23 protein-coding genes are annotated in these 22,339 nt (G+C 75.7%); 7 read left to right on the plus strand and 16 right to left on the minus strand.

Going from position 1 to position 22,339, the window contains the following annotated elements; all coding sequences use genetic code 11:
* Positions 1-82 precede the first annotated feature (82 nt).
* Positions 83-1,270 carry an alcohol dehydrogenase catalytic domain-containing protein gene (locus DNK53_RS12790; protein ID WP_110182724.1) on the plus strand — a complete coding sequence of 396 codons (1,188 nt, stop codon included), beginning with the start codon at positions 83-85 and terminating at the stop codon, positions 1,268-1,270.
* Positions 1,271-1,365: 95 nt separating this feature from the next.
* Here DNK53_RS12790 and DNK53_RS12795 read toward each other — a convergent pair whose 3' ends face one another.
* Positions 1,366-1,995: a flavodoxin family protein gene (locus DNK53_RS12795; RefSeq protein ID WP_110182725.1), complete on the minus strand. Its 630-nt coding sequence runs from the start codon at positions 1,993-1,995 to the stop codon at positions 1,366-1,368.
* A gap of 49 nt (positions 1,996-2,044) precedes the next feature.
* Between DNK53_RS12795 and DNK53_RS12800 the strand changes: the two genes are divergently transcribed.
* The 3 genes from DNK53_RS12800 to DNK53_RS12810 are packed head-to-tail and all read left to right on the plus strand — an operon-like array spanning position 2,045 to position 4,782.
* Positions 2,045-3,016, plus strand: a complete 972-nt coding sequence (locus DNK53_RS12800; protein WP_110182726.1) for a TIGR03557 family F420-dependent LLM class oxidoreductase — start codon at positions 2,045-2,047, stop codon at positions 3,014-3,016.
* Positions 3,017-3,019: 3 nt separating this feature from the next.
* Positions 3,020-4,027: an NAD-dependent epimerase/dehydratase family protein gene (locus DNK53_RS12805; RefSeq protein ID WP_110182727.1), complete on the plus strand. Its 1,008-nt coding sequence runs from the start codon at positions 3,020-3,022 to the stop codon at positions 4,025-4,027.
* A 29-nt stretch (positions 4,028-4,056) separates the two neighbouring features.
* On the plus strand, positions 4,057-4,782 hold the full coding sequence (locus DNK53_RS12810; protein WP_110182728.1) for an HAD family hydrolase: 726 nt from the start codon (positions 4,057-4,059) through the stop codon (positions 4,780-4,782).
* 49 nt (positions 4,783-4,831) lie between these two features.
* Here the strand turns inward: DNK53_RS12810 and DNK53_RS12815 are convergent, their stop codons facing one another.
* From DNK53_RS12815 to DNK53_RS12845, 7 genes are all read right to left on the minus strand, one after another.
* A complete protein-coding gene (locus DNK53_RS12815; protein WP_110182729.1) occupies positions 4,832-5,773 on the minus strand; it encodes a S1 family peptidase in 942 nt (313 codons plus the stop codon).
* Positions 5,774-5,889: 116 nt separating this feature from the next.
* The gene (locus tag DNK53_RS12820) at positions 5,890-6,426 is read right to left on the minus strand and encodes a 2'-5' RNA ligase family protein (protein ID WP_110182730.1); all 537 of its coding nucleotides are present in this window, start codon (positions 6,424-6,426) and stop codon (positions 5,890-5,892) included.
* 14 nt (positions 6,427-6,440) lie between these two features.
* Positions 6,441-7,091, minus strand: a complete 651-nt coding sequence (locus DNK53_RS12825) for an aspartate/glutamate racemase family protein (protein WP_110182731.1) — start codon at positions 7,089-7,091, stop codon at positions 6,441-6,443.
* A gap of 18 nt (positions 7,092-7,109) precedes the next feature.
* On the minus strand, positions 7,110-7,682 hold the full coding sequence (locus DNK53_RS12830) for a DUF1697 domain-containing protein (RefSeq protein WP_162599925.1): 573 nt from the start codon (positions 7,680-7,682) through the stop codon (positions 7,110-7,112).
* Positions 7,672-8,280, minus strand: coding sequence for a GNAT family N-acetyltransferase (locus DNK53_RS12835; RefSeq protein ID WP_110182733.1), 609 nt, complete (start codon positions 8,278-8,280; stop codon positions 7,672-7,674). The genes DNK53_RS12830 and DNK53_RS12835 overlap by 11 nt, the downstream gene beginning before the upstream one ends.
* A 47-nt stretch (positions 8,281-8,327) precedes the next feature.
* On the minus strand, positions 8,328-8,900 hold the full coding sequence (locus DNK53_RS12840; RefSeq protein ID WP_110182734.1) for a hypothetical protein: 573 nt from the start codon (positions 8,898-8,900) through the stop codon (positions 8,328-8,330).
* 74 nt (positions 8,901-8,974) lie between these two features.
* A complete protein-coding gene (locus DNK53_RS12845; RefSeq protein ID WP_110182735.1) occupies positions 8,975-10,726 on the minus strand; it encodes a DEAD/DEAH box helicase in 1,752 nt (583 codons plus the stop codon).
* A gap of 72 nt (positions 10,727-10,798) precedes the next feature.
* Between DNK53_RS12845 and DNK53_RS18120 the strand changes: the two genes are divergently transcribed.
* Positions 10,799-11,356, plus strand: coding sequence for a hypothetical protein (locus DNK53_RS18120; protein WP_239456518.1), 558 nt, complete (start codon positions 10,799-10,801; stop codon positions 11,354-11,356).
* A complete protein-coding gene (locus tag DNK53_RS18125) occupies positions 11,353-11,622 on the plus strand; it encodes a CocE/NonD family hydrolase C-terminal non-catalytic domain-containing protein (RefSeq protein ID WP_239456519.1) in 270 nt (89 codons plus the stop codon). The genes DNK53_RS18120 and DNK53_RS18125 overlap by 4 nt, the downstream gene beginning before the upstream one ends.
* Positions 11,623-11,661: 39 nt before the next feature.
* Here DNK53_RS18125 and DNK53_RS12855 read toward each other — a convergent pair whose 3' ends face one another.
* Positions 11,662-12,669, minus strand: coding sequence for an SDR family NAD(P)-dependent oxidoreductase (locus DNK53_RS12855; protein ID WP_162599926.1), 1,008 nt, complete (start codon positions 12,667-12,669; stop codon positions 11,662-11,664).
* Between the two features lie 90 nt (positions 12,670-12,759).
* Here DNK53_RS12855 and DNK53_RS12860 point away from each other — a divergent pair, with 90 nt between their 5' ends.
* The gene (locus tag DNK53_RS12860; protein WP_110182738.1) at positions 12,760-13,353 is read left to right on the plus strand and encodes an MOSC domain-containing protein; all 594 of its coding nucleotides are present in this window, start codon (positions 12,760-12,762) and stop codon (positions 13,351-13,353) included.
* On the opposite strand, the gene hrpB is transcribed toward DNK53_RS12860, so the two are convergent.
* The 7 genes from hrpB to DNK53_RS12900 all read right to left on the minus strand — a co-directional run bounded on the left by hrpB (position 13,350) and on the right by DNK53_RS12900 (position 22,246).
* Positions 13,350-16,013 (minus strand): ATP-dependent helicase HrpB, encoded by a 2,664-nt coding sequence (gene hrpB, locus DNK53_RS12865; protein ID WP_204163914.1) that lies wholly within the window; start codon positions 16,011-16,013, stop codon positions 13,350-13,352. The two genes, DNK53_RS12860 and hrpB, sit on opposite strands and share 4 nt — an antisense overlap.
* A gap of 24 nt (positions 16,014-16,037) precedes the next feature.
* Positions 16,038-16,793, minus strand: a complete 756-nt coding sequence (locus tag DNK53_RS12870) for an alpha/beta fold hydrolase (RefSeq protein ID WP_110182739.1) — start codon at positions 16,791-16,793, stop codon at positions 16,038-16,040.
* Positions 16,794-16,922: 129 nt separating this feature from the next.
* The gene (locus DNK53_RS12875) at positions 16,923-18,251 is read right to left on the minus strand and encodes an HNH endonuclease signature motif containing protein (protein ID WP_110182740.1); all 1,329 of its coding nucleotides are present in this window, start codon (positions 18,249-18,251) and stop codon (positions 16,923-16,925) included.
* Between the two features lie 176 nt (positions 18,252-18,427).
* Positions 18,428-19,438: an alpha/beta hydrolase gene (locus DNK53_RS12880; RefSeq protein ID WP_110182741.1), complete on the minus strand. Its 1,011-nt coding sequence runs from the start codon at positions 19,436-19,438 to the stop codon at positions 18,428-18,430.
* A 45-nt stretch (positions 19,439-19,483) separates the two neighbouring features.
* Positions 19,484-20,707, minus strand: coding sequence for a Dyp-type peroxidase (locus DNK53_RS12885; protein WP_110182742.1), 1,224 nt, complete (start codon positions 20,705-20,707; stop codon positions 19,484-19,486).
* The gene (locus DNK53_RS12895; protein WP_239456520.1) at positions 20,704-21,417 is read right to left on the minus strand and encodes a copper chaperone PCu(A)C; all 714 of its coding nucleotides are present in this window, start codon (positions 21,415-21,417) and stop codon (positions 20,704-20,706) included. Before DNK53_RS12895 ends, DNK53_RS12885 begins: the two co-directional genes overlap by 4 nt.
* 82 nt (positions 21,418-21,499) lie before the next feature.
* Complete coding sequence (locus tag DNK53_RS12900; RefSeq protein WP_110182743.1) at positions 21,500-22,246, minus strand: hypothetical protein; 747 nt, start codon at positions 22,244-22,246, stop codon at positions 21,500-21,502.
* Positions 22,247-22,339: the final 93 nt, after the last annotated feature.

A 22,339-nucleotide genomic window follows, 5' to 3' on the forward strand; every position in this document is an offset into this window, starting at 1 on the left:
TCCGGGACGTCCACGCATCGGCTGCCGTACCCCGGGTACGGCACAGCCCCATGACGTGCACGACGCAGCGAGGAGCAGCGCGATGAAGGCAGTGACCTGGCAGGGACCCAAGGACATGCGGGTCGAGGAGGTGCCGGACCCGACCATCCAGGAACCGAACGACGCGATCATCCGGGTCACCTCGACCGGTCTGTGCGGCTCCGACCTCCACCTCTACGAGCCCCTGTCGCCGTTCATGACGCCCGGCGACGTCGTCGGCCACGAGCCGATGGGGATCGTCGAGGAGGTCGGCCCCGAGGCGGGCGACCTCAAGGTCGGCGACCGCGTGGTGATCCCGTTCCAGATGTCGTGCGGCCACTGCTGGATGTGCGACCAGCAGCTCTACACCCAGTGCGAGACCACCCAGGTGCGCGAGTACGGCTCCGGCGCCGCGCTCTTCGGCTACTCCAAGCTCTACGGGTCGGTGCCGGGCGGGCAGGCCGAGCTGCTGCGGGTGCCGCAGGCGCAGTTCACCTCCATCAAGGTGCCGCACGGCCCGGTCGACGACCGCTTCCTCTTCCTCTCCGACGTCGCCCCGACCGCGTGGCAGGCGGTCGCCTACGCCGACGTCCCCGACGGCGGGACGCTGCTGGTGATGGGGCTGGGCCCGATCGGCCTCATGTCGGTGCGGATCGCCCAGCACCTCGGGCACCGGGTGATCGGCGTCGACCGGGTCCCCGAGCGGCTCGCCCGCGCCGCCGCGGCGGGCGCCGAGACCATCGACCTGTCGGCCGTCGACGACGTCGCCGACGAGGTCCGGTCGCGGACCGCCGGCCGGGGCGCCGACTCCGTGGTCGACGCCGTCGGCATGGAGGCGCACGGCTCCCCCGTCGCCGAGCTCAGCCAGAAGGCGCTGGGCCTCCTCCCCCGCCGGCTCGCCGCCGGGCTGATGCAGCGCGTGGGCGTCGACCGCGCCGCCGCCCTCACGGCCTCGCTCGACGCCGTGCGCCGGGGCGGCACCGTCTCGCTCAGCGGCGTCTACGGCGGGATGACCCAGCCGCTGCCGCTCATGGACATGTTCGACAAGCAGCTGCAGCTGCGGATGGGGCAGGCCAACGTCAAGCGGTGGATGGACGACCTGCTCCCGCTGGCCCTCGACGACGCCGACCCGCTCGGCCTGGAGCAGTTCGCCAGCCACCACCTGCCGCTGGAGGAGGCACCGCAGGCCTACGCCGACTTCCAGGCCAAGGCCGACGGCACCTTCAAGGTGGTCTTCCAGCCCGGCGCCTGACCGACGACCTCACCTCCTGCCCGATAGTCCCCCACAGTCCGACCACCGACACGCCGGTCCGGTTGGTCGATACGTCGGGGACTATCGGGGAGCGGTCACTCGGCGGGGTACGGCGCCCCCGCCAGCAGGCGGGCCAGGTGGGCGGCGTTGCGGGCCGCGGTGGCCGTGGTCTCCGCCGTCTTCTCGGGCGTGGGCTCCTTGTCCTTGTAGTCCACCCCCTGCATCGCCTCCCCCACCCAGTAGCTGACGCCCTGGGCCGGAATCGAGAAGCCCACGTCGTCGAGCGCCTGGAAGAGCTCGGCGCTCACGTGGTGGGCGCCGTCCTCGTTGCCCACCACCCCGACGACGGCGACCTTGCCGAACATCGTCGGCCGGCCCTCGTCGTCGGTCTCGGAGATCTCGGCGTCGAGGCGCTCGAGCACCATCTTGGCCACCGACGACGGCTGGCCCATCCAGATCGGGGTGACCAGGACGAGGACGTCGGCGTCGAGCACCTGCTCGCGGAGCACCGGCCACTCGTCGCCGTCCCCCTCGTCGGTGCTGACCCCGAACCGCACGTCGTGGTCGACGACCCGGACCATGCGGCCGGAGACGCCGTGGCCGGCGAGGGCCTCGAGCAGCTGGCTGCCGAGCAGGTCGGAGCTGGACTCGGCCGGTGAGGGCTTGAGGGTGCAATTGAGGGCGAGGGCGGTGAGCTCACGGGGATCCGTCTGGGAGTCGGTCATGGCGTCCCCGTACCCGCATGGGCGCCGACCACCCGGGTACGGACCGCCCATGCGCATCGGCTACACGCTCATGACCGAGCAGACCTCCCCGCCCGACCTCGTCCGCCACGCCGGCCTCGCCGAGCGGGCGGGCTTCGACTTCGAGGTGATGAGCGACCACTACTTCCCCTGGCTCGACGAGCAGGGCCACTCGGGCTACGCGTGGTCGATGCTCGGTGCCGTCACCCAGGTGACCTCCCGGGTCGAGCTGATGACCTACGTGACCTGCCCGACCTTCCGCTACCACCCGGCGGTGGTGGCCCAGAAGGCCGCGACCGTCCAGCTGCTCTCCGGCGGCCGCTTCACCCTCGGCGTCGGCTCCGGGGAGAACCTCAACGAGCACGTCGTGGGCCAGGGCTGGCCGGCGGTCGACGTCCGCCACGAGATGCTGGTCGAGGCGCTGGAGATCATCAACGCGCTCTTCGACGGCGGCTACGTCACCCACCACGGCGTCCACTTCGACGTCGACTCCGCCAAGCTCTGGGACCTCCCCGAGACCCGGGTGCCGATCGGCGCCGCCGTCTCGGGCAAGCAGTCGATCGAGCTGCTCGCGCCCCTGGTCGACCACCTGGTCACCACCGAGCCCGACGGCGACCTGGTCGTCCAGTGGGACGACGCGGGCGCCCGTGGCAGCCGCAAGATCGGCCAGATGCCGATCTGCTTCGACCGGGACCGGGACGCCGCCGTGCAGCGGGCGCACGAGCAGTTCCGCTGGTTCGGCGGCGGCTGGAAGGTCAACGCCGAGCTGCCCGGCACCGCGGGATTCGACGGAGCCAGCCAGTTCGTCCGACCCGAGGACGTCGCCGGGTCGATCCCGTGCGGCGACGACGTGGACGCCGTCGTCGAGGCCGCCGCCGCGTGGCGCGAGGCGGGCTTCACCGACCTCGCGCTGATCCAGGTCGGCGGCGACCACCAGGAGGGCTTCCTGGAGTGGGCCGAGTCCGACCTGCTCCCGGCGCTGCGCGACGGACAGGCGGGCTGAGCCGTGGACGTCGTCGTCACCGGCGCCACCGGCAACATCGGCACCGCGGTGGTCGAGCGGCTGCTCGCCGCCCCCGAGGTCACCCGGGTGCGCGGCGTCGCCCGCCGCCTGCTGCTCGACGAGGAGGCCAGGCGGCCCGGCGAGCGGGTCGAGTGGCACGAGGCCGACGTCCGCACCGACGACCTCGCCGGCCTGGTCCGCGGCGCCGACTGCGTCGTCCACCTCGCCTGGATGTTCAACCCGACCCACCACCCCGAGACCACGTGGGAGACCAACGCGGTCGGCACCGCCCGCGTGCTCGAGGCGGTCGCCGCTGCGGGCGTCCCCCACGTCGTGGCCGCCTCATCCATCGCCGCCTACTCCCCGCGGGTCGACCTCGACCCGGTCGAGGAGTCCTGGCCGACGCACGGCACCTCGGCGGCGTCGTACTGCCGGGAGAAGGCGTACGTCGAGCGGCTGCTCGACGCGGCCGAGGCCGGCACCGGCGCCGTCGTCGCCCGGCTGCGCCCGGCGTTCGTCTTCCAGCGCCGTGCCGCCTCGGAGCAGCGCCGGATCTTCGGCGGCCCGCTCGCGCCGCAACGGCTGGTCCGGCCCGCGCTGGTCCCGGTGCTGCCGTTCCCCGCCGACGTGCCGTTCCAGGCGATCCACGCCGCGGACCTCGCGGACGCGGTCGCTCGCGTCGTCGTACGGCGCGCGGGCGGCCCCTTCAACCTCGCGGCCGACGAGGTGGTCGGGGCCGAGCAGCTGGCGGAGGTCTTCGAGGCCCGACACGTGCCGGTGCCGAAGGCCGTCCTGCGCGGGTTGATCGCGGGCGGCTGGAAGGCGCGCGCGCTCCCCGCCGACCCGCGGCTCTTCGACGCGCTGAGCCGGTTGCCGGTGATGTCGACCGCACGAGCGCGGCGCGAGCTCGACTGGCGCCCGCGGCTCACCGGCCCGGAGGCGGTCGCCGACCTCGTCGCCGGGATGGCGGAGGGCGCGGGCTTCGGCACCGCTCCCCTGCACGCGTCCTGACCCGACCGCCCGCCCACCGGAAAGGCGCCATGACCAACCCTCCTCCGACCGACCACCTGCCGACCGGCCTGCCCCTCGCGGTGGACACGGTGGTCCTGGACATCGACGGCACCCTGCTCGACTCCAACTACCACCACACGGTCGCGTGGGTGCGGGCCTTCGCGCGGCACGGCCACGACGTCCCCGCGTGGCGGATCCACCGGCAGATCGGCCAGGGCGGCGACCGGCTCGTCGCGGCTGCCGCCGGCCAGGAGGTCGAGGACGCCGACGGCGACTCGGTCCGCGACGCGTGGGAGGAGGAGTTCGACGCGCTGATGGACGAGACGACGCTGCTGCCCGGCGCCCGCGACCTGCTGGCTGCCCTCCACGAGCGGGGGCTGAAGGTGGTGCTGGCCAGCTCCGCCATACCCCGGCACGCCGCGCACGCCACCCGCCTGCTGGACGCCGACGACCTGGTCGACGCCGCCACCACCGCCGAGGACGCCGAGGAGACGAAGCCCGACCCCGAGCTGCTCGACACCGCGATCGCCAAGGTCGACGGAGGACGCGCCGTGCTCGTCGGCGACTCCGTCTGGGACGTGGAGGCGGCCAACGCCCGCGGACTGCCCACCCTCGGCGTGCTCACCGGGGGCTTCTCCCGCGCCGAGCTCGAGGAGACGGGCGCGGTCACGGTGGTCGAGGACGCGGCCGAGCTGCTCGCACGACTCGACGAGCTGCTGCAGCCCGCCCCGCCCCCGGGACGTCATACGGACTGAGGTGACGCTCCACCCGCGCACGACGTCCCGGAGGTTCCGGTGGCTCCCGTCAGTAGGAGCCTTCGGGATCGGTGAGGAACGCCAGGTCGTCGGGCTGGTCGATCCGGTAGCTGCCGCTGGCGTTGCAGTTGTAGTTGAGGCCGAACGACGTGACCGCCACGATGACGTTCTGCTCGGCGATCGCCTCGGTGGTGATGTCGAACGTCGGCCCGCCGGAGTCGCCGAAGCACGTGCCTCCGGTGGTGCCGCGGCCGGCGTGGGAGAACATCACGGCGATGTCCCGGTAGCCGTAGGCGCCGCGGAAGCTGACGAGGCGCCGGTCCGCCTTGCGACGGGTGTCGCCGCCGAGCGCGGACTTGGGTCCGCTGTCCTCCAGCCCGTAGCCGACCGACTCGAAGAGGGCACCGTTCTTGGCGGCGCCGTCGTAGCGGTCCAGGTAGTCGGGCGTGGGCAGGGCGCCGTACTCCGGCAGGTCGATCGGCTCGCTCAGCTCGACGACACCGAGGTCGTGCAGGAGGAACTGCGCGTCGACGTACTCGGGGTGGGTGAACGTCGTCCGCGCCTCGGCCCACTCGTCGCTCGCGTCCAGCAGCGCCGACCAGGTCTCGTACCGCTCCTCGTTGCGGTCGGGGGCGAAGCTCGAGCTCGGCGGGAGCGCGAGCTGCGGGTCCTCGGCGACGGTGAACCACACGTCGGTGCCGCCGAGGAGCGGGTCGGCCGGCGGCTCCCCCTCCACCCCGATCGCGTAGGTGCAGTGCCCGGCCGTGACGACCGTGTCGCGGTCGACGAGGGTGCCGGTGCAGCTGTACCAGGCGCCCGGGTCCTCGAACCGGGGGTCCTGGGCGTCGGGGACGTGGAAGAGCAGCTGACCGACGAACGGGTGCTCCCCGCCGTCCGGCGCCCCGCCCACGATCGCGTGGGCCGGCAGGACGGGCGGGAGGAGCAGCGCGCCGACGGCGATGGCCGCGGCGCGGAGGAGGTTGCGGTGCATGGTGGCACGCTCCTGTCTGCGGTGGGAGGATCCGGACGTCCAGTAGAAGCCCGGAGGCTCCTCCGGGGGAAGGCCTCTCCCTCCACGAGCTGCACCCGGTCGGGGGCCGAAGCCGGTCAGCGGCGGGTGACCCCGCCCGCCCCGGGCCCGGCGACGTCCTCGACGACCCCGGCGTCGGGGTCCCACCAGCGGAGGCGGTCGCAGACGAGGGTGCGCGGCCCCGGTGCGTCGTCCAGCACCTCCAGCGCCCGCGGCAGCAGGTGCCTCGGGACGCGCCGGGCCAGCGTGACGTGCGGGGTCCAGACCGGGTGGCGCACCCCCGGCACCCGGTCCCGGAGCCGGGCCGCGGCCCGTGCGGTGGCGTCGTCGGGCTCGGCCAGGTGGGCCAACGTCACGCGCGTCCCCTGCCCGAGGACCAGCAGGCCGCGCAGCTCGACCCTGGAGGGCAGCAGCGGACCGACGAGGTCGCACGCCTCCTCGACGACGGCCCGCTCGATCCCGGCGGCGGCCACGACCGTGAGGTGCGGGGCGTTGGTCATCGACCGGTGGTCGGCCTGCGACGGCAGCCCCGCGGCCCGCAGCGCCTCCCACTGCGCGACGACCGCGGCCGTCGAGTCGGGGTCGAAGCTGAGCTCCAGCGCGTGGTCGGGCACGCCTGGAGGATAGGTCAGGGGCGCGCCGCGTCGACGGCGTGGCGTACGGCGAGCAGGGGGCTGGCGAGGACGGGCACCGGGAGCTCGGCCAGGAGCGCTGCCGCGTTCGCCATGCTGGCCTGGGCGAGCACGACGACGTCCACCTGGTCGGCGACGCCGCGGGCCACGTCGGCCACCTGACGGAGGTAGGCGGCCGTCTCCCCGCGCTCGAAGGCGGCCCACGCGCCGGGGGCGACGACCTCGACCACCGTCGGGGAGACGCCGGCCCGGCGCGCCTCGTCGGCGAGCAGGTCGCCGGTGGGTCCGAGCGTGGACTCCAGCGCCGCGACGACGGCGATCCTCGGTCCCGCGCGCACCGCCTCGCGTGCCATCGGCCGGTCCACCCGCAGGACCGGGACGCCGGAGCCATCGCCGGCCAGCTCCGCGACCGGGCCGAGCGTGGAGCAGGTGCAGACCACGACGTCCGCCCCGTCGTCGACCAGCCGCCGCACGAGGGCCAGCGTCGCCGCGGCGACGCCGGGGCTCGGCCCCTCGCCGCGGGCCCGGGCGAGCAGGTCGGGCTCGACGAGGTGCGCGGCGCTCGACCCGGGGTCGACCTCGCGGACGAGCGCCTCGAAGGTCGCGACGTGGACCTCGGCGGTGTGCAGGAACCCGAGGCGCGGCATCCCGGCAGTCTGCCAGCCTCAGCCGTCCAGCAGGGCGAGCAGCCTGGTGACGGTCGCCCAGTTGCGCATCGTGCCCTCCGGCGCGTCGGCGGCCGGACGTCGGGCCAGCTCGGCCGCCAGCCGGCTGCGCCCGAGGCCGTCGGGGGTGTGCAGGTAGAGGTAATGGCCGACCACCGTGCCGTCGTCCCTGCTCCCCTTCTCCCGGGCCCGCGCCACGGCCGCGGCGAGGGTGGCCGCGGCATCGGGTCCGGGGCTGCCCTGGTGGAAGACGACGTGGAGCCGCTTGGGGTCGGTCTCGTCGGGGAAGGGGTTGTCCGCCACCACCCGCGCGAGCTGCCTGCGGGTCAGGACGACGACGCCGCAGCGCACGTCCAGCCGCTCGGCGATCGCTTCGCCGAGCGAGTCGGCCAGCGCGGTGACGCTCCCGGTCGCGTGGAAGACCAGGTTGCCGCTCTGGATGTAGGTGGCGACGTCCTCCCACCCCAGGGAGGCCGCCACGTCGCGCAGGTCCGCCATCGCGATCCGGTGGTGGGACCCGACGTTGACCCCGCGCAGCAGTGCGACGTGGCTGCGCGCGTCCTCACCCGTCACCGTGCCCGCCCTTCCCCGTGACGAGGCGGCGGACCACCCTCCGTCGCAGCGTGGGTGCAGCGACGACCTCGTACCCGGCGTCGAGGAAGACCTGGAGCGGGCCGACCGACGCCTCGTCCCACGTCGCCCTGCCGCCCGGCGCGGCCTCGATCGGGTAGCCCTCGAGGACGCGGGCCCCGACCTGCTCCCCGTAGCCGACCGTGGCGGCGGCGAGCTCGTAGGTCAGGCCCGACCCGCGGCGGTCCGGGCGGACGACGAAGCACGTCACCGACCAGGCGCCCTCCAGCTCCGGGTCCATCCGCATCCAGGCTTGCTTGCGGCTCCACAGCCGCGGGTAGCTCTCCCGCGGCTCGACCGCGACCCAGCCGGCGGCCTCACCGTCGACGTACCCGACCAGCCCCGAGGTCGGTCCGGCCGTGCCGCAGGCGGTCTGCTCGAGCAACGCGGCCTCCCGCTGCTCCTGGGTCGTGTCCCGCCAGATCCAGCCGGGGACCTTGTACGCCTGGCAACGGCACCTGTGCGCCCCTCCCGTGGCGAAGAGCGCCTCGACGTCCTCGGTCGTCGCCCGGTGGGCCGGCAGCCAGGTGAACTCCCCCATCCTGCGAGCCTTCTCACCCGTACGGGTCTTGTCAACGGGTGTGGCCGTCAGCAGGCGAAGGAGAGCGGCTCGAGGGTGGCGCTCCACATCGGCCCGGTGGCACTCCCCTGCTCGCCGTCCCACGTGATCTCGGCCGTCCCATCGGCGAAGGGCATCTCCCCGTCGTCGGTGACGTACTCCGCGACGCGGCGGGCGACCCCGGTCTCCCCGCGGAGCACGTGGAGGGACCCACCTCCGGAGACGACGAACGCGCGCTCCTCGACCAGGACGCGACACCCCTCCGGGGAGCCGTCGGGGTGCAGGTGGTGGGTGGTCCCCTCCACGACGCTGAACGCCGTCCCGGCGAGGCCCGCGACGAGCACGAGCGCGCCGACCGCCAGGACTGCCCGGGAGCCCCGTCTCCCCCCAGCCGCACGGCCCCGACGGAGCAGGGCAGCCGCGGCGAGGACGACGGCGAGCAGCGGCAGCGGCAGGACCACTCCGCCGGCGACGACGCGCAGCCCGGCCCAGTGCGCCAGGACGCAGGCGACGCCGACGAGGGCCAGGGCGACCTCGACGCCGATCGGGCTCCGGGGTGGCGCGCTGACGGAGCCGGCGGAGGAAACGGAGGACGACCCCATGGGTCCATGGTGGCGCACGCGCGGCCGGGACGCCCGGACGTCCGGCGTCCACGGCGCGCGCAGGGCCGTTCGGGTCAGGCGCCGTCGTCGGTGAGGCTGGCCGGTGGCAGCCAGTCCGCGCCGAGGAGGGCGGCCAGCTCGGCGAGCCCGGTGGTGTCGCTGCCGACCGTGTCGGAGGCGGCGGCGATCCGTTCGACCATCACCCGGCCGACCTGCTCCTCGACGGTGCCCTCGGCGTAGGCGACGTGCCACGGCGAGACCTGGTGGTCACGGTGGGTGCGGCCGGTGACCTGGCGCCCGGCGATGCCGGAGAAGCGGGCCTGGTGGAAGACGCCGACCCGCGGCTCGGTGCTGGCCTGCCGACCGTCGGCGAGCGTCTCCCCCGCGTGCAGGCTGATGGAGGCGACGGTGGTGAAGACGCAGACCTTCGCCGCGCCCGTCTGGAACCGCAGCCGCTCAGCCTCGGGGTCGAACCGGTCGCGGCCGTAGATCGTGGCGACCTCCAGCCCCGAGTCGCGCAGCCGGTCGGCGATCGGGTCGGCGGCGGTCGCGACGAACTCGACCGAGCACGCCACCTGGCGCTCGGCCTCGACCTGCTGGGCAATCCACGCGACGGTGGAGTCGACGCGGATCAGGCCGGCCTTCTGCCGGAAGCGCAGCAGGGCCGCCCGGCCCTTGGCGACGTTGCGGCCGCGACGCGCCAGGTCCATCTCGCGGCAGAACTCCCCCCACTCCGCCTCGTACGCCGTGCGCTCGGCCGGGGTGAGCGCGACCGGCATCCCGGAGATCGGCACCGGCCCCCACGGCGCCGCGCGGTGCAGCATCGCCGGGGGTCGCACGTCGGCCAGCCAGCTGCGGACCAGCTTGAGGTCGGCGGCCCGCCGGGCGGGGTCGGCGGTCCAGGCGGCGCCGTACCGTCCCTTCTCGACGCCGACGCCGTGCCGCTCGAGCGCGTCGGCGAAGGCGGCGCCGGGCGCGCCGGCCGAGGTCCACGCGCGCATCGGCTCGTCGAGCACCTGCGCGTAGGCCGGGGCGAGGTAGGGCAGCTCGAGCGGGGTGTGGCCCGGGGTCGCCGTCGTGGCGATGACGAACGGCGCCTTGTCGTGCGGCTTGCCGTGGCCGGAGATCCGCGCCCACAGCTTCCAGCGCTTGGTCGTGGTGCGGCGCAGGGCGTGCGCCTCGTCGGCGACGATCACGTCCCAGTCTTGGTCCTTGACCTTGTCGAGCCGGTCCCAGGTGATGACGACCCACTCCAGGCCGCCGTCGCCGAGCGCCTCGATGGTGCGGCACCAGTGGCCGATCGTGATGGCGGCCGGTCGGTCGGCGACGACGAGCACCCGGCGCGCGCCGCGCAGGTCGCCCACCGCGGTCGCCCCGAGGACGGCCGAGATCGTCTTGCCCACCCCCGGCTCGTCGGCGAGCAGGAAGAGCCGCCCGCCCGCCGCGGCGCGCTCGGCGATCGCGTCGGCCGCCTCGAACTGGAGCCGGCGCGGCTCCAGCGCCCCCACCGTGTCGGGTGCCTCGCCCGGCTCCGCGGCGTGGAGCGCCTTGCCGGGGTTGAGCGTGCGCTCGAGGAACCGGCCGAGCGTGTGCGGGCCGGGCGCGTACGGCACGAGGTGCGCCGGCAGCGACCGGCCGACGTACAGGTGCATCCGGACCGCCGGGTGCCAGGCGGCGTCGTCGACCTGCGTGCCGTAGGGGACGTCGAGGACCCAGGTCCGCTCCCCCGGCCCCACGGCCGGGAGGGGCCTGGGCGCCGGGCGGGAGCCGCCGCGGCGCGACGCCGTGCCCCGCCGGCGGGCGGTGGTCCTACGCGAGCTGGGCACCCCCGGACGCTACCCCTACCGCCGCCCGGATCGCGGGAGCACACTGGGGAGAGCAGGGCGTGAGGAGAAGAGATGGACCACCCCGGCCACCGCAGGACGTCGTGGCGGCGCGTCGCCGCGACGACGGGCGCCGCCCTCGCCCTCCTCCTGCCGTTCGGGTCGTCGCTCCCCGCCGCTGCGGAGCCCGCGCCCGTCGATCCGGCCGCCCTCCCCCGCGGGGCCGACCCGACGATCGCCCACCTGGTGCGCGACACCATCCGGGACGGCGACGTCAGGGTCCCCGCGCCTAGCCGGGGCGAGCACCAGGCCCTGTGGGTCGTCGCCGGGGGCTACCTCGTCCGCGACTACTCCCTGGGTCCCCGCGAGTGGACGCGCGTGGTCTTCGTCGGGCGGGACGGCGGACGGCGCGTGGTCACCCGCTCCCGCGGGCCGGTCCCGGTCGCGGTGTCGGCGAGCGGCCGCACCGTGGCCGTCCAGCGCCCGTCCAGCCCGGACGGTCTCCGCACGGTGGTCCGGGTGACCCGGGCGCGGACCGGGCGGCTGGTCGCACAGCGGACGGTGCGGCAGGCGACCCTCGTGGCCGTCACCGAGTCTGCGAGGTCCGGCGGGACGGCCGGTCCCTCAACGTGAGCGACGGGTTCCTGCGGCTCGACCCGGAGCACGCCGGTGAGCGCGTCCGCGTTCAGCTGGACGCGGTGGCCCACCGCTTCGAGGCGGGCGTCCGGATCCGCCTGCAGGTCTCGGGGGGCGCTCACCCGCGGTACGCCCGCAACCTCGGCACGGACGAGGACCCGGCGACCGGCACGGGCCTGGCGCGCTCCCACCGGCGGGTCCTCCACGGCGACGGCGGCGACTCGCGCCTCCTGCTGCCGTGCGTGCGAGCTCCTGGGCCGTGAGACTGCGGCCTGCGAGCTCCCGGCCCGTGAGCTCGCGGGTCACCACGCCAGCCGGCCGGCCGCGCGGCGCGGCAGGTGGCCGGCCTCGACCAGCCAGCGGACCGTGTCGGCGACGGACTCCTCCAGGGGCCGCCCGGGGATCCCGAGCTCGGCGGCCGTCCTCGAGGCGTCGACCTTGGTGTCCAGCGCGATGAACCGGGCCCCCTCCACCGCGTGCGGCAGGAGCGGGAGGTCGGTGCGGTGGCCGAGCCGGAGCACGGGCATCGCCGCGGCCAGGGGCACCCTGACGGCGGGGAGCCGGCGCCCGGTGACCGCGCGCAGCACCGCGTGGGGCAGCGAGACGTCGTGCCCCGGCACCAGGAAGCGGCCGCCGGGACGCCCGAGCGCGGCCACCACCACCGCGGCGGTGTCGCGCACGTCGACCCACTGCATCCCGCCGCGGGGCCAGGTCGGCAGCAGGTTGCGCAGGACGTCGCGCAGCACCTGGTTGGTCTCCCCGAGGTAGGGGTCGTGGGGTCCGAGGATCGCGCCGGGTTGCACGACGGCGACGGGCGCCCCGGCGTCCTGACGCTCCCGGGCGACCCGTTCGGAGTCCACCTTGCTCTGCGTGTAGGGGCCGATGACGATCCCGACCGGGCTCTGCTCGACGAGGGTCGCCCCGGGCCGCAGCAGCGCGGCGATCGAGGACACGTGGACGACCGCCGAGCACCCCGCTCCGATCGCGGCGTCGAGCACGGTCGTCGTACCGAGCGCGTTGTCCCGCACCATCCGCTCGGCGTCGGCACGGCGGTAGGAGAAGGTCGCGGCGGCGTGGACGACCTGGTCGCACCCGGTCGTCGCGTCCCGGACCGACGCGGGGTCGGTCATGTCTCCGGTGGCGACCTCGAGGCGCGGGTCGCGCGGGTTGACGCCGAGCCCGGCGAGGTGCGCGGCCAGCCTGGCCGGCGTCCGCACGAAGGCACGCACCCGCCGGCCCTGCGCGAGCAGCTCCTGGACGACGTGCAGGCCGAGGAAGCCCGAGGCGCCCGTCACCACGACCGTGGTCATGGTCTCCACTGTGGCCCTCTCCCAGGCCTTCGCGCCAGTGGGTCGTGGTCGCGGGCTGCGCGGCTGCGGGATCCGCGAGAGGATCGGCGCGTGCCCACGCCCCGAGTCGTCGCGGTCAGTCGCGACGCGTCGCACCGCTTCAGCAAGGTGCCCGTCGAGTCGATCACCCTGGTGGCCGGCCACGGCGTGCTCGGCGACGCCCACGCCGGCCCGCTGGTCCAGCACCGCTCCCGCGTGCGGCGCGACCCCACGCAGCCCAACCTGCGTCAGGTCCACCTGCTCCACGTCGAGGTCTTCGAGGACGCCCGGGCCCTGGGCCACGAGCTGAGGCCGGGCGACCTCGGCGAGAACGTCCTCACCGCCGGGCTCGACCTGCTCGGGCTGCCCACCGGGGCGCTTCTCGACCTCGACGGTCCGGTCGTGCGCGTGACGGGCCTCCGGAACCCCTGCGCCCAGATCAACGCCTTCCGGCCCGGGCTCCTCAAGGCGGTGCTGACCCGCACCGACGGGACGCCGACCGACGAGCCGGCCCCCTCGACCGCGTCACCCGGCTCCGCGACCGCGCCGGTGGTGCGCAGGGCCGGGGTGATGGCGGTGGTCGAGCGCGGCGGCGAGGTCGTGCCGGGGCAGGCGATCACCGTGGTCCTCCCCGACGCGCCGCACACGCCGCTGTCTCCCGTCTAGCGGGTGGCCGGGGCGCTGCGGGGGTCCGCGGGCCAGGCGTGCCTGGGGTAGCGCCCGCGCAGGTCGGCGCGCACGCCCGGGTAGCCGTTGTCCCAGAAGGAGTCCAGGTCGGCGGTGACGGCCGCCGGACGCCGGGCCGGCGAGAGCAGGTGGAGCAGCAGCGGGACGCGCCCGCCCGCCAGGACCGGCACCGCGGTCCAGCCGAAGACCTCCTGCAGCCGGACGGCGAGCACCGGCTGCTCGGCGGAGTAGTCGATCCGCACGCTCGATCCGCTGGGGACCACCACGCGCTCGGGGGCCAGCTCGTCGAGCCTGCCCGCCTGGGGCCACGGCACCAGGGCCCGGAGCGCGGCACCGACGTCGATGCGGCGCAGGTCCTGGGCCGAGCGGACCCGCGCCAGCTGCGGTCCTAGCCACGACTGGAGGTCCCGCGTCAGGGCCTCGTCGCCCACGTCGGGCCACGGGTCGCCGAGCGCCCGGTGCAGGAAGTCGAGGCGGGCCCTCAGGGCCGTGGCGGCCTCCGACCAGGTGAGCAGACCGATGCCCTCGCGCGCGACCGCCTCGGCGATCGCGGCGGTCACGGCCTCCACCGGCGGGTCGCCGAGCGGGACGGACCCGAGCTCGATCGCGCCCAGCAACGTACGCCGCCGCGCCAGCACCCGTCCTCCGGTCCAGGTGACCTCGTCCACCTCGGTCCACCGGGACCCCGCCGCCTCCAGCGCCAGGTCCTCGGTGAGCGGGGCCGCCGCCCTGATCCGGGCCTCGCGCTCCCCGGCCCGGCGTTCCGCGTCACCGACGGCGAGCCACTCCAGGCCGGCCAGGGGTCCCGGGTCACGCCGGTCGAGCGCCGCGCCCGTGCCCGACGTCATCAGGTAGCCCGCGGCGCCGGGGCGCCGGCGCGCGATCCGGTCCGGGTGCGCCAGGGCCACGACCAGCCCCACCGCCACGTCGTCGGTGAGCGCGCGACCGTGGCGCGACGCCCCTCTCCCGGTGGCGCCCTGCTCGGTGGCGCCCCTCCCGGTGGCGCCCTGCTCGGTGGCGCTCTGCCCGGTGGCGCCCTGCTGGGTGGTGCCCCGCCCGGAGGCGCCCTGCCGGGTGCCCCCCTGCTCCATGGCGCCCTGCTGGGCGACGATCGCCTCCAGCCGGGTGACCTGGCGGTGCCACGGGCCCGACCGCGGACCGGCGCGCAGGGACCTGAGCGCAGCGACCAGGTCGCCGCCCGGGGCGCGCACGTCCTCGGCCAGCATCGCGACCACCTCGGCGGCCCGCCGGGCCCCGACGAGGGGTGCCCCGTCGACCAGGGCCCGCGCCAGCCGGGGATCGACCGGCACGCCGGCGATGAACCGGCCCCGGGCGGTGACGCGCCCGCTCCCGGTGAGCGCCCCGAGGTCGACCAGCACCTGCCTGGCGACCGACAGCGCGTGCGCCGGTGGCTGGTCGAGCAGCGCCAGGTCCTGCACGTCGCTCCCCCAGCACGCGACCTCCAGGGCGAAGGCCGTCAGGTCGGCGGTGGCGATCTCGGGCTCCGGGTGGGCGGCCAGGTGGGCGTGCTCCGCCTCCGACCAGCACCGCAGCCCGGCACCCGGGCCCAGGCGTCCGGCTCGCCCGGCACGCTGCTCGGCCGCAGCCCGGCTCACCGCGACGGTGACCAGGGACGCCAGGCCGCGCCGGTGGTCAGTCCGCGGCTCGCGCGAGAAGCCGGCATCGACCACGACCCGGACCCCCGGCACCGTCAGCGACGACTCGGCGACCGCTGTCGAGACGACCACCCGACGCCGCGGGCCCTCGCGGAGCGCCCGGTCCTGCGCGGCGGCCGGCAGGCGTCCGTGCAGGGGGTGGACGTCGGCGTCCACGTCGGCCAGGCGCCGTACCGTCGCCTCGACCTCCGCGACCCCCGGCACGAAGACCAGGACGTCGCCCTCGTGCTCGGCGAGCCCGCGGCGCACGGTCGCCGCGACGTGGTCGTGGAAGGCGGGGGTGATCCCTCGGTCGTCGGTACGCCGCGACCCCGCGGGCAGCGGGCACCAGACCGTGTGCACCGGGTGCAGGGCACCCGGGACGCGGACCACCGGAGCGGCTCGCTCCTCGGCGGGCAGGGCGTCGGGGCCCGCAGGGCCGTCGCCTGCGCCCAGCAGGGCGGCCGTCCTCTCGGCCTCGACGGTGGCCGACATCGCCACGAGGACCAGGTCCTCGCGCAGGTTGGCCCTGACGTCCACGAGCAGGGCCAGGGTCAGGTCGGCGTCGAGGTGTCGCTCGTGCACCTCGTCGAGCACGACGGCCCCGACGCCGGCCAGCTCGGGATCCTGCTGGACCCGTCGGAGCAGCAGGCCGGTCGTGACGACCTCGACGCGGGTGCGCGCACTGGTGCGCCGGTCACCGCGCACGGCGTACCCGACCGTCTCCCCCACCGGCTCGTCGATCAGGTGCGCCAGCCGACGCGCGGCCGCCCGGGCCGCGATCCGGCTGGGCTGCGTGACCACGACCCGGCCCGTGACGACGTCGGCGACCGCGGGCGGGACGAGCGTCGTCTTGCCGGTGCCGGGCGGCGCCTGGACGACCGCCACCCCTCGGGTCCGGAGCGCGTCGCCGAGAGCGGCCAGGCCCGCGGTGACCGGGAGGTCAGGAGGCGCGGCGAGCAGGGTGCGCAGCGGGTCGGACACTCCTGGAGTGTGCCTGACGAGGTCTCAGGTCGCGGACCTGATGATCGCCTCGGCGCACAGCGCGGGGTCGTCGATCATCGGCACGTGGCCGGTGCCGGGCAGCACCTCGTGCCGACCACCGGGCACCACCCGGCGGGCGGTGGCACCGTTGATCCGCTGCGGGAAGATGCGGTCGTGCTCGGGCCAGACGAAGGTGACCGGGCACGGGAGCGGGTCGAGCGGTGCGACCGCCTCGGTGGTGGCCAGCAGGTCGAGCCCGGCGTCGCAGCCCAGCAGGTCGTGGGCGGCCGTCGTGGCTGCCTCGGGGGTGAGCCGGTCACCGTGCGCGGCGATGTCGCGCATGCTCAGCCTCCGCACGAGCGCGGAGCGCATCACGACCGGGGTCACGGGGGCGCTGGCCCGGGTGAGGCGCCGCACGAAGCGCAGCCGCGCCGCCGACCGGGTCTGGTCCGTCGCGCCCGGCGTCCAGAACCCGGCGGGCGAGAGCGCGCACACCGTGCGCGCCCGGCCGCGGCGCGCAAGCTCGAGAGCCATCCAGGCGCCCAGGCTGTTGCCCGCCACGTGCACCGTGTCGAGCCCGAGGTCGTCGAGATGGCGCTCGGCGTGGTCGGTCAGCACCTGGACCGTTGCACGTCCCGCCAGGGCGGGTCCGCCTCGGTGCCCAGCGGCCGTCGGCGCGATCACCTCGAACCGGTCGGCGAGCAGCGGGACCACCCCCGCCCACGCGTTCGCGGACATCATCACGCCGTGCAGGAGCAGCAGCGGAGGACGGTCGGGCATGGCGGTCTCCTGTCGGTGGCGGCGCGCCACGGTGGACCGTGGGGCGCCCGACGGATCATGCCGTCAGCGGGCACGCCACGGAGGCTTTTGACGGATCCCCGACTCCGCCCTCGCTCCTCCCTGCGTCTTCTACGTCCTGCGGTGGAACCTGACGTCGCCGTTGGCGTGCTTGTGGGTGGTGTAGCCGGGGTCGTGGGCCTTGTGGTGGTGGAAGGGGCACAGCAGGACGAGCTCGTCGAGGTCGGTGTTCCCGCCGCCGACCCAGGGGTTCTCACCCCCGTGGTGGGCTTCGCACCACAGCGCCGGGATGGAGCAGCCGACGGTCTGGCAGGTCTGGTGGGTGAGCATGTGGGCGTCGCGTTGCCAGGTCTTGAAGAACCGGCTCTTGCGGCCCATGGCCAACGGCACCCCGTCGCTGTCGAGGACGACGGGGATGATCTCGGCCTGGCAGGCCATCCGCCGCACGGTGTGGGCGGTGACCTCGGTGAGGTCCTCGCCGTTGCTGAGGATCCACCCCGTCCCGAGCTGGTCGCGCAGCTTCTCGTAGTCGAGGGTGACCAGGACCTTCGTGGCAGCACCCCCGTGCGCCGGGATCCTGGCCGGGTCGGCGGCCTCGAGGAACGCGCAGAACGCCAACCCCATCAACCGCTCCTGCGGGAGTCGCTCACCCGTCGCAGGGTCGAGGTGCTTGAACGACCCGAGCGAGGTGGCGGCACCGGCTTCCTTGCCGTCGTCCTGCTTGGGTGAGGTCCAAGCCTCCAGGTAGGTCTTCAACCGGGCCGCGACGTGGTCCGGGACCACCCCGGACAGGTTCGACGCCCCGTCGCCGCGGCGGCGGATCGTGAGTCTCGTGGCCGCGTTCGCCCGGCGTTCGGCCCGTTCCAGCAGTTTCCGCTCGTGCTCCTCGCAAGTGTCCGGGGCGACGGTCTGGAGGATCTTCGCGCCGAGGGTCTCCAGCTGGTGGGAGTTGAACTTCGCACACTCCGCCACCAGGTGCGCCTCCGCTCGGGTCAGCACCTCGGCGGGCACTTCCTCCCCGGGCAGCGGGTCGACCACGAGGTTGTCCAGCGCCTTCACGATCACCCGCGCCTGCGGCAGGTTCACCGCCCCCGACTCCAGCCCCTCGGCGACCAGGTGCCAGCGGGACGCCAAGGCTTCGCCGAGCTTCTCCGCGGCGCGGCCGGCGGCGTACCCGGTCCGCGCCCGGGCGTCCAACCACCCCGCGACGCTCCGGGCTCCGTCGGTCTCCGCGACCCCACCCGGCGCCCCCACGGCACCCATGACCCGCATCCGCAGCGACTCGACCCCGTCGACGGCCCGGGTCAGATTCAGGAGCGCGTCCCTCTGAGCCTGGGCGGAGAGGTACATCGGGTCAGCAGACGCGGCGAGGTCGAGCGCGGCGTCGATCATCGCCACCGCGCGGGTGATCGGGTGCTCACCACCCGCCTGCTCCCACATGCCACGGACCCCCGTCCCCGACGCCGTACCGACGCCCGTGGCAGACCCCCGATGAACCTGCCGACACCCCCACTCAACCAGCGCCCACCGACAACACGTCCTCCCGAAGGGGTCCCCGGCTCACACTGTGGACAGATGTTCGAAAAAAGTCCACCGGGCCTCTGCGAGACCCAGGGTCAGCGGTCCAGCGCCTCCCGCTGCGCGGCGACGACAGCAGCAGCGGCAGCCCGCGCGTCTCGCGCGAGGTAGGGGATCCCGAGGAACCCGTGCGGCATCCGGTGGAACTCCTCGACCCGCACGGGGACGCCCGCGGCGGCCAGCTTCTCGGCGTACCGCAGCCCGCTGTCGCGCAGCGGGTCCCGGCCGGCCAGGACGACCAGCGCGGGCGGCAGGCCGGAGTGATCGGGAGCCAGGATCGGCGAGAGCCGCCAGTCTCGGGGGTCGGCGCCGTCGTCGACGTAGTGGCCGTGGAAGACCTCGAGGTCCTCGTTGCTGAGCACCACCGCGAGGGTGTTCTCCCGGTAGGAACGGTCCTCCTTGAGCGCCTCGGTGAGGTCGGTGGCGGGGTAGACCAGCGCCTGGTGCCGGACCGGAGGGCCGCCGCGGTCGCGGGCGATCAGTGAGGTCACCGCGGCCAGGTTGCCGCCCGCACTGTCCCCCATCACCGCGAGCCGGTCGGGGTCGGCGCCGAGCTCGACGGCCTGCTCGTGGGTCCACTCCAGCGCGGCCCAGCAGTCCTCGACCGCCGCCGGGAAGCGGTGGGTCGGGGCGAGCCGGTAGTCGACCGCCACCACCACCGCGCCGACGCCGGCGCAGACCTGGCCGTGCAGCCAGTCCCCCTGCCGGGCGCTGCCGAGGGAGAAGCCGCCGCCGTGGAAGGCGACCACCACCGGCAGCGTGCCGCTCACCCCGCGCGGCCGGTAGATCCGCAACGGCAGGTCGCCCTGCGGCCCGGGCAGCGAGGCGGTCTCGACCTGCACGCTGCGCGGCAGGCGCCCGAGCACCAGGCCGACGGGGCCGCGCTCGGGCAGGGCGGTCTGCTGCAGCCGGGCCAGCCGAGCCTCGTCCATGTGAGCGACCGAGAACGCCTTGCCGCGTCGCATCACCGCGCCGACCAGACGGACGCCGAGCGGCAGCCGGACCGATCGGGTGGAGCCCGGACCCGTGGGCGGCAGCGTGGCGGTCACGCCCCCATGCTGCCGGGCTCGGTCAAGACCGGCGGGGATGCGGGCTCACCCCAGCAGCTGGTGCCCCAGCCACTGCCCCTCTGCGAAGCCGGGCAGGACGGCGAACTCCGCCGAGCCGACCGCGGTGGTCCACTCGTTGAGGGCGTCGGAGACGTCCATCGCCTGCTGGATCGGCACGAACTGGTCTGTGAGGTCCCGCTGGAAGCTCTGGAAGAGCAGCCCCGTCTCGCTGCCGGCGGGCGTGACCACCTCGTAGTTCGCTCCCTTGCGGAAGATCCGCCGGCCCCCGTGGCTGGAGGGGTGGGTACGCCGGGCGTGCGCGTCCTTCGCGACCACCCAGCGCCCGTCGGCGCGGGCGGCCAGGTCGAGGTCGCTGCGCTCGTGCCCGCCGGTCAGCGGCGCCCCGTCGTCGAGCCGGCGTCCCACGGACGCCTCCTGCTCGGCGCGGGTGAGCTCGTCCCAGGTCGGCAGGTCCATCCGGATCCGCCGCAGCACCAGGGTCGTCCCGCCGGCCCAGGCCCCGTCGCGGATCCAGACGGTGGAGTCGAAGAGGTCCGTCCCCGGTCGCGGGTTGGCCGAGCCGTCGACCTGCCCGAAGAGGTTGCGCCCGGTGACCGGTCGCCCCTGCTGGTCCCGGCCGCGCCAGGCGCCCTGCTGCCGCCACCGCAGGGCGGCGAAGGGGCGCGCGTCGGCGACCATCCGGCGTACGGCGTGGCCCACCGTCGTCGCGTCGGCACCGTTGACCAGGAGCAGCAGGTCCCCGCCGCTCCACTCCTCCCGGAGCCGGTCGTGCCGCATCGGCGGCACCTTCGCGAAGCCGACCGGCGCGGGGATCCCCCACTCCTCGCCCAGCACCCCCGGCCCGAGGCCGACCGTCACCGTCAGGTCGGCCACGGCCGCGAGCCAGGGCGCGGTGTCGCCGGGGGCGCCCCGCCCGGCGGTGAGGGACTCGACGTCCCCCGTCCAGACCCGCAGCAGGCGGGCCAGCGCGTCGCGGTCCCGCGCACGCCGCACCTCGGGCAGCAGGTCGAGGGCGACCAGCTCGGTCACCCCCGAGAGGTGGGCGGCGACGCCGGGCTGGTGCGGCCCGTGCGCCGGGACCACCCGGGGCAGCGCGTCCGCGCCCGGCGCCGGGGCGCCCGGCCGGGCCCGGCCGTCGTCGTCGAGCGCCTGCGCGCCGACCACCCCCGCCGAGGCGCCCGCGGCGGCCCCCGCGACGGCGGTGCCGACGTAGCCCAGCAGCCGGCGGCGTCCGACCGAGGGGCTCACGGGTGCTCGTCCCCCTCGCCGTCGTCGCCGTGGTCGTGGCTGCCGTGGTCGTGGCCCTCGTCGTCGCCGTGCCCGTCGTCGCCGTGCCCGTCGTCGCCGTGCCCGTCGTCGCCGTGGTAGTGCCCGGCCTCCTCGGTGAACTCCTTGACCGGCGCGCTCACCTCGACGTCGGAACCGTCGGAGAGCTCGAGCACGAGGTCGAGCTCGTCGCCGGGACGCAGCTCCTCGGTGAGCTCCATCAGCATCACGTGGCTGCCGCCGGGCTGGAGCATCTGCCCACGTCCGGGGGCGAGCACCAGGCCGCCGCGGATCTGGCGCATCACCATCTGGCCGTCGACGGCGGCCATCTCGTGGAGCTCGGTGCGGCCCGCGACCTCCGCCCGGGCGCCCGTGACGGTGACCTCCGCGTCGCCGGTGTTGTCGAGGACCATGAACGCCGCCGTCATGGTGGTGTCGTCGGCGCCGACGGTGGCGCGGACCCAGGGGTCGTGCACCTCCAGCGAGTCCGCGGCGGCCGGGGCGCCCGCGGGGTCGATGGTCGGCTCGATCGGCGCGACCTCCTCGCCGCAGGCGGCGAGGGCGGCGGCCAGCACGAGCGCGAGCGCGGCGGCGCCGGTACGGCGACCCGCGCGGCCGGCGCTCGCCGACCGGCGGCGGCCGGGGCGGCCGGGGCTGGCAGGGCGGGCGGGGGTGGGCAGGGACAGGTTCACGGGCGTTCTCCTCGCGGTGGGTCGAGCCCGGGCGCGAGCGCGGCCGGGCGTGGGCGTGCCCGACCGCGGGAGGGTCCCGTGGTCAGGCGGCGAGGAGCAGCGGGGGTCCGCGGCGGCGCGGACCGCCCCGGGCCAGCACCTGGGAGTCGCGGACCTGGGGTGCGCGCGGCCGGAGCCGGGCGCCGGTGCGGCCGACGCCACGGCGCACGCCGTCGGCGACGAGCACGAGGCGCCACGCGGCGAGCGCGACGCGGGCGCGCGCGGCGCCCAGCAGGAGCAGCCGCCACAGGGCACCCTCGCCGACGGCGAGGAAGAGTCCGAGCGCGACGGCCCCGGCCAGGTGCGCGAGCACCATGCCCGGCCCCTGCGCGACGAGGTGGTCGACCTGGTGACGCAGCCAGCCGAGGGGCAGGGCGGAGGCCTCGCCCGCGCCCGGCGGCGGCGCGTAGGTGGCGGCGTACAGGTCGAGGAGGTTGCCGGTCCGCTCGGCCGGGGCCGGGGCGACCGGCACCGTCACGGGGACGGCGGCGCTGGCCGACGCGGCGTCGCCGCGGTGCCCCGCGAGGCCGGAGAGCAGCGCGTGTCCGGCCGTCTGCCCGGCCAGCACCAGCAGCACGAGCCCGGCCGGCGTCCGCCGGACCCGCACGAGTCGGGAGGCGGCCAGCACGGAGCCGACCAGCAGCAGCGCCAGCACCACTGCCGACGGGAGCCGCCCACCACCCGCCACGTGCGACAGGACGCCGGACCCCAGCGCCGCGACGCCGAGCACGGAGGCCCGGCCCCAGAGCACGAGACCGCCCGGGGCTGGCACGAGCGCGGCAGCCTGCACGCCACGCAGCCTAGCCCCGGGGACGGGTCGGCCGGGGCGGGACGGGGAGTGACGCTGGCGACTCCCCGGCCCCGCCTGACGAGCTCGGGTCAG

Origin of the sequence: Nocardioides solisilvae, assembly GCF_003194625.1 — a bacterium.
GTDB lineage: Bacteria > Actinomycetota > Actinomycetes > Propionibacteriales > Nocardioidaceae > Nocardioides > Nocardioides solisilvae.